The sequence below is a fragment of the Roseicyclus salinarum genome, from assembly GCF_029624655.1.
GTDB lineage: Bacteria > Pseudomonadota > Alphaproteobacteria > Rhodobacterales > Rhodobacteraceae > Roseibacterium > Roseibacterium salinarum.
The window spans coordinates 120,203-130,036 of sequence record NZ_JARRSA010000010.1 but is presented as its reverse complement, the minus strand read 5'-3'; the positions used below and the strand labels follow the sequence as shown (position 1 = coordinate 130,036).

Sequence of the window (9,834 nt, the reverse complement as noted above, 5' to 3'; positions counted from 1 at the left end):
GCCGCGCAAGCGCCGGGCGATCCCCGATCAGGCCTTCTCCGCCAGGCCCAGCTTCTCGGCCAGTCCGATCCGTTGCAGCTTGCCCGTCGCCCCCTTCGGGATCTCCTCCAGGATCACGATGCGGCGCGGCACCTTGAAGGCCGCCAGCCGCTCCGACGCGAAGGCGCGGATCGCGGCCTCGTCGGCCTCCGCCCCCTCGCGCAGGACGACCGCCGCGGCGACTTCCTCGCCCAACTTGTCGTGCGGCAGCGCGAAGGTGACGACCTGCGCCACCGCCGGATGCGCAGACAGGACCCCGTCCACCTCCAGCGGCGACACCTTCTCACCACCGCGGTTGATGATCTCCTTCAGGCGGCCCGTCAGCGTCAGATAGCCCTCGCCGTCGAACGCGCCCTGGTCGCCGGTGCGGAACCAGCGCCGGCCCTCGGCCTCGAAGAAGCTTCTTGCGTTTGCCTCCGGGTTGCCCTCGTAGCCGGGCGTGACGTTCGGCCCCGATATGACGATCTCGCCGACGCCCTCAATCAGCCGGTCCTCCGCCTCGTGCGCCACGCGCACCAGGGGGCCCGCCTCGACGCCCACAGATCCAGGCTTCTGCGCGCGCGGCGGAAGCGGGTTCGAGGCCATCTGGTGCGTCGCCTCCGTCATCCCGTAGCCTTCGATGACGGGCGCGCCGAAGGTCTCTGCCAGCGCCTCCATGACCGGCCCCGGCAGCGACGCGGACGAGGATCGCAGGAAGCGCAAGGGCACCTCGGCGATTGTTTCGGCGTTGCGGGGCGCGCGCGACAGGATCGCCTGGTGCATCGTCGGCACGGCCGTGAACCACGACGGCCGCGCCTCGCGCATCCAGCCGAAGAACTTCATCGCGTCGAAGCCCGGCGCGCAGAAGACCGAGCCCCCCGCCGCCAGCGAGGCCGACACCGCGGCGATCAGCCCGTGAATGTGGAAAAGCGGCATGACGTTCAGGCAGCGATCCGACGGCGACAGCGCCAGAGACGCGCCGATGTTACGCGCCGATGCGGCGATGTTGGACTGCAGAAGCGGCACGATCTTCGGACGCGAGGTCGTGCCCGAGGTGTGCAGGATCAGCGCCACGTCGCCCGCCTCGGGCGCCGCGCGGTCGGCCTTCCCGGCGCTGCGTTCGGCGTGGAGCGTGAAGACGCCCGCCGGTCCCTCGACGGGTTGCAGGCGTATGACGGCAAGGTCCATGGCACGCGCCGCCGCAAGCGCCGGGCCTTCCTCGTCGGCCATGAGGATCACGGCCTTTGCCTTCAGATCCTCGAGGTAGAAGGCGAATTCCTCCTGCTTGTAGGCGGGATTGAGCGGACAGGTGACGGCCGCCTGCGCCACGGCCACGAAGGCTGCGGCCATCTCGGGCCCGTTGGGCAGGACGATCGCGACGCGGTCTCCGCGGCCCACGCCCGCGCCGTGCAGCGCCTCGGCGACCTCGACAGACAGGGCGCGAAGGCCGTCATGGTCCAGCCAGTCGCGGCCCGGCGCGCCCAATGCGGGCGCGGCCCCGTCGTTCCGCGCGATCAGCGCCGCCAATGTGTCCGTCATGCTTTCCTCCCCCTCGCTCCCTCACGCGGCCGCGCGTCCCGCACCAAGGGGCCGGGACGCCGCTGCAGCCGCCTCCGCGACGATACAAGGACGGCGGGTCGCAAAAGGCAAGCCCGCCCGGGCGCCCCGCAAGCGGCCTTCCGCCCCTCACGCGGCGTCGCCGCCCCTCCCCCTCCCACCGGCCATTTCCGCTTTGCCTTCGGGGCGCGGCGCAATAAGAGGCGGGCGATGACGACCACGCGCGCCCCGTTTCCCCTGCGCACGCTTCTGCGCCCGAAGAACTGGCCGCTCCTGCTCTTGACGGGGGCGGGCCGGGCCGTCGCGCTCCTGCCGATGCGCGCGATGCCCGCGCTCTCGCGTCCGCTGGCCTGGGGCCTCTGGCGCTGGCGGAAATTCAGGCACGTCACCCGCGCCAACCTGCGCGCCTGCCTGCCCGGCCTGCCCGCCGAACGCCGCGAGGCCATCGCGCGCGCCTCCACCCGGGAGGTCGCGGCCTCACTTCTCGTCTCGCTCAAGACATGGTTCGGCTACCGGCCCGGCCATCCCGATTTCGAGGCGCGCTTCGTCGGGCTCGAGCATTTCGAAGCCGCGCGCGATACCGGCCGAGGCATCATCTTGCTGAACTTCCACTCAGGTTCGACCGAGTTGAACGGCGTCTTCACCGCTCAGCTTCCGCGTGGCCCGCGCCGCTTCACGGGCCTCTACCGCGCGCCCAGCGACGATGCCGCCGACGCCGTGCTCAGATGGGCCCGCACAGGCTTCTGCGACCGCATCCTGCCGGCCACCGACATCCGCGCCATCGCGCGCGGCCTCAAGGACGGCGACGTCACCTGGTTTGCCACCGATCTCGAATTCTCGGGCCGCGGTTCGGTCTGGGCGGACTTCTTCGGCGTGCCCGCAGCCACCAGCAATTCGCTCGCGCGGATCGCGAAGATGTCGAACGCGCTCGTTTTGCCGGCGCGCCTCGCGCGCGATCCGAAGACGGGGCGCCACCGTCTCGAGGTCTTTCCGCCGCTGCGGGATTTCCCCACCGGAGACGCCGTGTCCGACGCCACGGCGATGAACGCGGCGATCGCGGCCCTCGTGACCGAGGCGCCGGAACCCTACTGGTGGTGCCTCGAGCGGTTCCGCCGCCGCCCCCCCGGCGCCTCCGAGATCTACTGAACCGCCTCAGGCATAGGGCGCGAGGAGCGCCGGAAAATCCACCCGCGCCCCCAGCCGCGCCGCCAGAAGGTAAAGCCCGCCGATCTTGCGCTGCAGGAAAAGCGTCTCGGCGGGCGGTATGTGCCACAGGTCGCGCTCGCTCCCGATCTCCATGCCGCGCCGGCGCATCCGCTGCGCGAGGTCGTCGGTGGCGAAATCGAGCGGCCCGTCCAGCGCGCCGAACCCCATCGCGGCAAGGTCCAGCAACACGGACCGGTGCCGCTCGGGCAAACCCGGCCTTACGAAGCCAAGCTCCTCGAGCGCGGCGAGCACGGCGTCCCTGTCCCGCGACAGCCCCGCGCGCAGGAGCCGCAGATGCCCCTCGGCCACCTCGTCGGCGATCTCCCGCGTCGCCCCGAAATCCAGCAGAACGATCTGCCCGGTCTCCGGGCGCCAGCGGTAATTGGCGAAATTCGGGTCCGTCTGCATCAGGCGGAACTCGAAAAGCTCGCGCAGGCACAGCTCGATCAACGCCGTCACCGCCGCGTCCCGCACCCCGGGCGGCGCGCCCGCAAGCGCGTCGATCGGCTGCGAAAGCTCGAAGCTCATGGCAAGCGCGCCGGGTGCCGACAGGTCCGGCCGCCACGCGGGAACCGCGAACCGCCGGTCGCCCCGCAACAAGTCGCCGAAGCGCGCCATGCAGCGACCCTCGCGGTCGTAATCCGCCTCGTCGTGCAACTGCCGGCGCGCCTCGGCCATCAGCGGCCCGAGGTCCAGCCCCGGCGGCAGCAGGCCGGACCAGCGGATCAGCGCCGCCGCGTTGTCGAGATCGCTGTCGATGGCCGCCCGCACGCCGGGATACTGCAGCTTGAGCGCCAGCGCGGTGCCGTCGGCGGCGGTCGCGCGATGCACCTGCCCTATCGAGGCGGCGGCCAGCGGCTGCGTGTCGAAACCCTTGAACCTGCGCCGGAAATCCTTTCCGTAGCTCGCCTCGAGGACGCTCTTGAGCTGTTTCGGCGGCATCGTGTGCGCCTCCGCCTGCAACCGTCCGAGGATCGTGGCCAGCTCGGGCGGCAGCATGTCCCCCGTCTCCATCGACAGAAGCTGCCCCAGCTTCATCGCCGCGCCGCGCATCTCCGACAGCCTCTCGGCGATCCGCCCCACCGAGCCCGGCGTCAGCACCAGGCGGTCGAGGCGCGGACGCTCGCCCCGCGCGAGCGCCCGGCCCGCGCCAAGCGCCACGTCGCCAGCCAGTCCCGTGGCAAGGCCGCCCATGCGCGACAGCCGCGCGATCCGGCTTGAAGGCACGGCGCGGCCGGGCCGGGATGCAAGTGGGTCGGTCATGTCGGCTCGTCTCGCGCTGCTCTGACCGCAAGCTTAGGGCGATGGCGTGCAACGGCCAGTCCCGCACCCCGGCCACGTCCGGTCTTCATCCTTGCAGAAAAACTCCCGCCGGAGGCGCCGGGTCGCCGACGGCGTCCGCAGGACGCCCGAGGCGGCCCGGATCGCCGCCCTCAAAGTCTGCGAAAGCGGCTGATGGCGGTCGAATTGTCGAAGAACGGCACGCCGGGATGCGCTCGTCCCTCGAGCCGCGCGGCAAGCTCGGCCAGCACGACCTCTGTAATGAAGGGCATGTCGAAGCCGCGCGCGGCGTCGAGCGGCACCCATTGCAGGTGGCTCAACTCGTCCTCGGCGCGCGAGAAATCGTCGGGATCGCTGCGCAACGCCTCGGCGTCGGCCAGAAGGAAACGCGCGTCGAACCGGCGCGGCCGGCCCGGCGGGGTGATGGCGCGGAAGACGAATTCCAGCGCGCCGCCGTCGGGAAGATGCCCCGTGCCAAGATAGCCGCGCCAGCCCCTCGGCGCGTCGAGGTCGCGCGCGCGGCCGTCCGGCGCCCCGAGAAGCAGGCCCGTCTCCTCCCACAATTCCCGCGTCGCGGCCGCCAGAACGGCCTCGGCCGGGGTCCGCGTCTCCGCGGCGAGCCTTGCGGCGCAGTCAGGCGCGCTCGGTCGGGCGAGCGGGATCGCGGCGTCGGCGGCGTCGACCGCGCCGCCCGGGAACACGAACTTCGAGGGCATGAAGGCCGCGCCCTTGCCGCGCTGGCCCATGAGGACACGGGGCCGGGTCGCCGCGTCGCGCAGGACGATGATCGTGGCCGCGTCGCGAAGCGAGGCCTTGTCGGTCAGAACCCGTGCATCCGTTTCGCCCATTGCACCCCCACGATCAGCCCCTTGAAGCGCGGCAAGAGGTACAGGGCCATGGCGATCACGCCAACCGAAAACGTGGAGGCGAGGACCCAGGGCGAGGGCTGGAACGCCTCGTAGACCACCAGCATAAGCGTGCCCATCACCTTGGCCGTCACGAGAATGGCGAGGTAGGCCGGACCGTCGTCGGCCCGCGCATGGCTGAGGTCCTCTCCGCAGGCCGGGCAGGCCGGGGCGAGCTTCAGATACCGCTCGTAGAGCGCGCCCTGCCCGCAGGAGGGGCAGCGGTGGCGCATCCCCTTGGCGATGGCGGGCCAGGCCGGGCGCTCGGGCGCGGCCGGGCGAAATTCCGGGCGCAGCTCGGAGTGGATTTCGTCGGGGGACGTCTGGCGGGCGGTATCGTGCATGAGCGGGAAGATGGGGCTTTCCGGGCCCCGCGTCCATGGGGCCCGAGCGCGACCCCGCGTCACGGCTGCAAACTCCTTGCGACGGAAATCCCGCCCTGCCGCGTGAGACGCTTCAGACAGGCAAGCAAAGGAGACAGCCCAGGTCGATCTGGAAAGCCGCCCTTCTGGGCATCACGATCCCGGCCGCCCTCGTCCTGCCGGCGCTGGCGCAGGACGGATCGCTCGGCGGGCCGCAGGGTATGTTCGAGCGGTTCGACCTCGACGGCGACGGCAGCGTCACGCGCGCCGAGATGGAGGGCGCCCGCGAGGCGCGCTTCGCGGCGGCCGACGCGAACGGAGACGGCGTGCTCGACCGCGAGGAACTGATCGCCGCCGCGGCGGAACGCACGGCGCGCGGCGTCGACAGGATGCTCGGGCGCGTCGATGCCGACGGCGACGGCGCGATCTCGCGCGACGAGATGTCCGCGATGCAGCGCCGGCGCGCCGGAGGGGGGCCCGCCGCCATGTTCGAGCGACTGGACGCCGACGGCGACGGCGCGATCACGCAGGCCGAGCTCGACGAGATGGCCGCCGCGCGCGGGGGCCGCTGGTGGGGCATGCAGGGCCACGGCGACCGCGGGGGTCACGGGGGTCACGGCGAACACGGCGGCCGGCACGGCCATGGACATGGCTTCGGCCCGGACCGCGGCTGAACGGCCGGCGCATCGCGCATGGGCGGCCCCTGGTGCGGGCCGCCCTTTGCGCGGATGCGGATCGAGGGCTATTGAAGGCCATGGAAGCGATGCCGCCGGACGACCCCGAGCTTGCAGCCCTCGACGACGGCGCGCTCATGGTGCTGTTCGCGCAGGGCGACCGCGCGGCGGCGCAGATCCTGACCGGGCGGCTGCTGCCGCGCGCGTTGCGCCACGCAAGCCGGGTTCTCGGCGACCGGGCCGAGGCCGAGGACGTCGCGCAGGAAGCCATGCTGCGGCTGTGGCGCGCGGCCGCGGACTGGCGCAGGGACGGCCCGGCGCGGCCCGCGACATGGCTGCACCGGGTGGTCGCGAACCTTGCGGTGGACAGGCTGCGGCGGTCGCGCCGCGCGGTCGGGCTCGACGCCGACATGCCCGACGAGACGCCGGGCGCCGATGCGAGCCTCGTGCAGGCGGACCGGATGGCGGCGCTCGATGCCGCGCTCGCCACGCTGCCCGAGCGTCAGCGGCAGGCGGTTGTCCTCAGGCATATCGAGGGAATGTCGAACCCCGAGATCGCCGAGGTGCTGGAGATTGGCGTCGAAGCGGTCGAAAGTCTCACCGCGCGGGGAAAGCGGGCGCTGAAGGCGGCGCTCGACGGACAGAAGGAGGCCCTTGGCCATGGCGGATGACAGAGAAGACGACGCGCACCTCGACGCGCTGTTCGCCGAGGCGCGCGCCGTCCGGCCGGACGCGGGACTGGTCGCGCGGGTGACTGCGGACGCCGCGCGGGTGCAGGCCGGCACGGAGGTATACCGGGGCACGGCCGCGCGCCCGTCCGGCCGGGTCCGGCGCGGCGCGGCAGGCGTCCTGCCGGGCATCGTGGCGGCCATCGGCGGCTGGGGGGCGCTTTCGGGAGTTACGGCGGCGGGCCTCGTGGGGCTGGCCGTCGGCTTCTGGTCGCCCGAGGCCGTGGATCGCCTGATCGGCGGGCAATGGCCCTCGCTCGGGGCGGCCGAAACCGGCTGGACGCCCGATCTTGCGGAACTCGCGCTGGAGGATGGCGATGTCTGAGACCGACCGGGCGCCGCGCCGCACGGGCCGCGGCATCAAGATTGCGCTGGCCGTCTCGCTGGCGTTGAACCTGCTGGTGGCCGGCCTCGTCGCCGGCGCCATGCTCGCCCACGGCGGGCGGGGGGATGCGCCTGCGATCCGCATGCTGGGCCTCGGCCCCTTCGCCCTCGCCCTCCCGCGCGAGGGCCGGGACGAGGTGCGCGAGCGCCTCGCGGAGGGGATGACAGGACTTCGCGCGGAGCGTGCGCGGATCGGATCCAGCCTCGGGCAGGTGCGGCGCGCGCTTCTGGCCGAGCCCTTCGACCGCGAGGCGGCGGCGCGCGCTCTGGCCGCCTCGCGCGATGCGGCGGCGGCGCTTCAGGCGGGCGGGCACGCGGCCCTGCTCGACACGCTCGCGGGGATGTCCCTCGATGAACGGGAGCGCGTGGCGGACCGGCTGGGGCGGGCGCTTCGGCACGCCCCGGGCAGCGGCGACAGGCCGCCGCGCGACTGAGGCCCTCAGGCGGCCGGCAGCACCGCAAGCGCGACATTGTCGCGTCCGTCGGACTTCGCGCCGTAAAGCGCGCGATCGGCGCACTCGATCAGCCGTTCGGGACTGTCTCCGGCGACGCCCTCCGACAGCGCGAGCCCGACCGAAAGCGTCACGTTGATCGGCGCCCCGTCGCGGCCCGCCTCGAACGGGTCGCCGGCGATCGTCCGGCGCAGCCGCTCGGCGCAGTCGAGCGCCGCGGACCGGTCGGCGTCGGGAAGCGCCACGAGAAACTCCTCGCCGCCCATGCGCGCCAGCAGATCGCCCGAGCGCAGCTGCGCGCGAAGCCGCCGGCTGACGCGGCGCAGCACCTTGTCGCCCGTCGCGTGCCCATGCCGGTCGTTGATCTGCTTGAAGAAATCGAGATCGAGCATCATCACCGCGACGCTCCTGCCCGGTCGCGCAAGCATCCGCTCGAGCTGGAACAGCGCGTAGCGGCGATTGTGGAGCCCCGTGAGACTGTCCGTGACGGCCAGCTCGAGCCCCGCCCGCAGGCTCGCGCGAAGCCGGTCGGCCTGGCGTTTCCGTCCGAGCTGGGCGCGGATGCGGATGGCAAGCTCCTGGGTGTCGACGGGATCGTAGAGGATGTCGGAGGCCCCGAGATCCAGGGCGATGGCCGCCCGCTCGGTGTCGCCTTCGGGCAGGACCATGAGCGTCGCGGCGTGGCGTGTGCCCGGCCGCGAGCGCAGGTCGGACAGAAGGCGCAGCCCGTCGTTGCGGCTTGTGAGATCGGCGGAGATGACGAACACGTCCGCAGCATCGCGCTCGCCCACGCCGATCTCGGTCAACGCGACCTCGCGCGGGACGACGCGCACCTCGCCGCAACGCCTGTCGTCGAGCGCGGTCTTCCAGACCACGGCGCCCTTGGACCCCGGAGCGACGAGCCATATGCGGCCCGGACGCTCCTGGCCCTCGAAGCCCGCCAGCGCCTCCGCGAAGCCGAGGCCGACGCCCTCCTCGCCGCGCTCGCGAAGCTCGCGCACGGTTTCGCGGGCCCGCAGGAGCGAGCGCACGCGGGCCAGAAGCGTCACCTCGTCCACCGGCTTGGTCAGGAAATCGTCCGCCCCCGCCTCGAGGCCGGCCATCTTCGAGGCGCGATCGGACAGTGCGGTCACGAGGATCACGGGGATGTCCGACGTATCGGGATCGGCCTTGAGCCTGCGGCACACCTCCAGCCCCGACATGTCCGGCATCAGCACGTCCATGAGCACGAGATCGGGCCGCGTCGCCGCCGCCACCTTCAGGGCCGCGGCGCCGCTGTCGGCCTGATCCACCGCATAACACGCCGCGGCGAGCTTGACCTTCATGACGATACGGTTGGTGGCCACATCGTCCACGACCAGGATTCGCCCCGTCATGCGCTCCTCATTCGTTGATGCCCGTCCAGCAGCGACTCCCCTTTTCCGGGGAAATGGTTAACAAACCATTTAGCGTGGATTGGAGCATTTGGCATGAAGCAGGAAGTTGCCGAGACCGGCGCCTTGAAGGTGCTGGGATGGCTTGCCGGACAGGAAGACCTCGCGCCGGTCTTCCTCAGCTCGACCGGCGTGACGCCGCAGGATGTGCGCGACCGGGCCGGGGACCCCGATTTCCTCGCGAGCGTGCTGGATTTCGTGCTGATGGACGACGCCTGGGTGATCGCCTGCGCCGAGGCGCTGGACATGCGCCCCGACGATCTTGCCGCCGTGCGCCGGATGCTGCCGGGGGGAAACCTGCCCAACTGGACTTGACGGGGCCGGGTCACATGCGGGCCGCGACGGACCCGCGCGCCGTTCAGTCCTCGTCCGCGCCCAGAAGCGTCATCAGGCGCTTGAGCTCGGCGGCCTCGGCCGCGGTGAGCTTGGCGTTGAAATGTGCCATGTTCTCGACGCAGTGGGGCATGGCGTCGTACATGCGCGACCGACCTTCGGGGGTCAGGGACACCTCCGTCGTGCGCCGGTCCTCCCTGCCCATCTCGCGGGCGATGAGGCCCTCGTTCTCGAGCTGGCGCAGCGCGCGTGACGTGGCGGTGCGGTCGATGCCGATGAAATGAGCAATCTCGGAGGGATTCTTGAGACCCTCCTCCTCGACCGCCAGCAGGATGCACCACCCGACCCGCGTCAGGCCATAGTGGCGAAGCGATGTTTCAGCCCGCCGCTCGACCAGTCGTGCGGTGCGCGTGATGTGATGGCCGATGCTGTCCTGCAGGCCGAATTTTGTGTTTGTCCCATCCATCTTGCGGGTCATATATGGCGCGCCCGGGACAAAGT

Annotated in this window: 12 protein-coding genes; 6 read left to right on the top strand and 6 right to left on the bottom strand. The window is 71.8% G+C overall.

What is annotated here, in order from left to right; translation table 11 throughout:
* Positions 1–27 precede the first annotated feature (27 nt).
* The gene (locus tag P6F26_RS09190; protein WP_278028376.1) at positions 28–1,557 is read right to left on the bottom strand and encodes an acyl--CoA ligase; all 1,530 of its coding nucleotides are present in this window, start codon (positions 1,555–1,557) and stop codon (positions 28–30) included.
* A 228-nt stretch (positions 1,558–1,785) separates the two neighbouring features.
* Between P6F26_RS09190 and P6F26_RS09185 the strand changes: the two genes are divergently transcribed.
* Positions 1,786–2,721, top strand: a complete 936-nt coding sequence (locus P6F26_RS09185; RefSeq protein ID WP_278028375.1) for a lysophospholipid acyltransferase family protein — start codon at positions 1,786–1,788, stop codon at positions 2,719–2,721.
* A gap of 6 nt (positions 2,722–2,727) precedes the next feature.
* Here P6F26_RS09185 and P6F26_RS09180 read toward each other — a convergent pair whose 3' ends face one another.
* From P6F26_RS09180 to P6F26_RS09170, 3 genes are all read right to left on the bottom strand, one after another.
* Positions 2,728–4,044 (bottom strand): ABC1 kinase family protein, encoded by a 1,317-nt coding sequence (locus tag P6F26_RS09180; protein WP_278028374.1) that lies wholly within the window; start codon positions 4,042–4,044, stop codon positions 2,728–2,730.
* 170 nt (positions 4,045–4,214) lie between these two features.
* Positions 4,215–4,910: an NUDIX domain-containing protein gene (locus tag P6F26_RS09175; RefSeq protein WP_278028373.1), complete on the bottom strand. Its 696-nt coding sequence runs from the start codon at positions 4,908–4,910 to the stop codon at positions 4,215–4,217.
* Positions 4,883–5,311 (bottom strand): DUF983 domain-containing protein, encoded by a 429-nt coding sequence (locus P6F26_RS09170; protein WP_278028372.1) that lies wholly within the window; start codon positions 5,309–5,311, stop codon positions 4,883–4,885. The genes P6F26_RS09175 and P6F26_RS09170 overlap by 28 nt, the downstream gene beginning before the upstream one ends.
* A gap of 35 nt (positions 5,312–5,346) precedes the next feature.
* Here P6F26_RS09170 and P6F26_RS09165 point away from each other — a divergent pair, with 35 nt between their 5' ends.
* The 4 genes from P6F26_RS09165 (at position 5,347) to P6F26_RS09150 (ending at position 7,549) form a co-directional block, all read left to right on the top strand.
* Positions 5,347–6,003, top strand: a complete 657-nt coding sequence (locus P6F26_RS09165; RefSeq protein ID WP_278028371.1) for an EF-hand domain-containing protein — start codon at positions 5,347–5,349, stop codon at positions 6,001–6,003.
* A gap of 80 nt (positions 6,004–6,083) precedes the next feature.
* Positions 6,084–6,674: an RNA polymerase sigma factor gene (locus P6F26_RS09160; protein WP_278028386.1), complete on the top strand. Its 591-nt coding sequence runs from the start codon at positions 6,084–6,086 to the stop codon at positions 6,672–6,674.
* Positions 6,664–7,056, top strand: a complete 393-nt coding sequence (locus tag P6F26_RS09155; RefSeq protein ID WP_278028370.1) for a hypothetical protein — start codon at positions 6,664–6,666, stop codon at positions 7,054–7,056. Before P6F26_RS09160 ends, P6F26_RS09155 begins: the two co-directional genes overlap by 11 nt.
* Positions 7,049–7,549, top strand: a complete 501-nt coding sequence (locus tag P6F26_RS09150) for a periplasmic heavy metal sensor (protein ID WP_278028369.1) — start codon at positions 7,049–7,051, stop codon at positions 7,547–7,549. The genes P6F26_RS09155 and P6F26_RS09150 overlap by 8 nt, the downstream gene beginning before the upstream one ends.
* 5 nt (positions 7,550–7,554) lie before the next feature.
* On the opposite strand, the gene P6F26_RS09145 is transcribed toward P6F26_RS09150, so the two are convergent.
* On the bottom strand, positions 7,555–8,943 hold the full coding sequence (locus P6F26_RS09145; RefSeq protein ID WP_278028368.1) for a diguanylate cyclase: 1,389 nt from the start codon (positions 8,941–8,943) through the stop codon (positions 7,555–7,557).
* A gap of 93 nt (positions 8,944–9,036) precedes the next feature.
* Here P6F26_RS09145 and P6F26_RS09140 point away from each other — a divergent pair, with 93 nt between their 5' ends.
* Entirely contained in the window at positions 9,037–9,315 is a 279-nt protein-coding gene (locus P6F26_RS09140; RefSeq protein WP_278028367.1) for a DUF3572 domain-containing protein, read from the top strand.
* A gap of 43 nt (positions 9,316–9,358) precedes the next feature.
* Here P6F26_RS09140 and P6F26_RS09135 read toward each other — a convergent pair whose 3' ends face one another.
* Complete coding sequence (locus P6F26_RS09135; RefSeq protein WP_278028366.1) at positions 9,359–9,799, bottom strand: MarR family winged helix-turn-helix transcriptional regulator; 441 nt, start codon at positions 9,797–9,799, stop codon at positions 9,359–9,361.
* Positions 9,800–9,834 lie beyond the last annotated feature (35 nt).

Bases quoted from the DNA above. Each gene is read 5' to 3' on its own strand.
- P6F26_RS09140 (WP_278028367.1), top strand. From the start codon at position 9,037: ATGAAGCAGGAAGTTGCCGAGACCGGCGCCTTGAAGGTGCTGGGATGG.
- P6F26_RS09145 (WP_278028368.1), bottom strand. From the start codon at position 8,943: ATGACGGGGCGAATCCTGGTCGTGGACGATGTGGCCACCAACCGTATC.
- P6F26_RS09175 (WP_278028373.1), bottom strand. From the start codon at position 4,910: ATGGGCGAAACGGATGCACGGGTTCTGACCGACAAGGCCTCGCTTCGC.
- P6F26_RS09160 (WP_278028386.1), top strand. From the start codon at position 6,084: ATGGAAGCGATGCCGCCGGACGACCCCGAGCTTGCAGCCCTCGACGAC.
- P6F26_RS09155 (WP_278028370.1), top strand. From the start codon at position 6,664: ATGGCGGATGACAGAGAAGACGACGCGCACCTCGACGCGCTGTTCGCC.
- P6F26_RS09135 (WP_278028366.1), bottom strand. From the start codon at position 9,799: ATGGATGGGACAAACACAAAATTCGGCCTGCAGGACAGCATCGGCCAT.
- P6F26_RS09150 (WP_278028369.1), top strand. From the start codon at position 7,049: ATGTCTGAGACCGACCGGGCGCCGCGCCGCACGGGCCGCGGCATCAAG.
- P6F26_RS09180 (WP_278028374.1), bottom strand. From the start codon at position 4,044: ATGACCGACCCACTTGCATCCCGGCCCGGCCGCGCCGTGCCTTCAAGC.
- P6F26_RS09185 (WP_278028375.1), top strand. From the start codon at position 1,786: ATGACGACCACGCGCGCCCCGTTTCCCCTGCGCACGCTTCTGCGCCCG.
- P6F26_RS09190 (WP_278028376.1), bottom strand. From the start codon at position 1,557: ATGACGGACACATTGGCGGCGCTGATCGCGCGGAACGACGGGGCCGCG.
- P6F26_RS09170 (WP_278028372.1), bottom strand. From the start codon at position 5,311: ATGCACGATACCGCCCGCCAGACGTCCCCCGACGAAATCCACTCCGAG.
- P6F26_RS09165 (WP_278028371.1), top strand. From the start codon at position 5,347: ATGGGGCCCGAGCGCGACCCCGCGTCACGGCTGCAAACTCCTTGCGAC.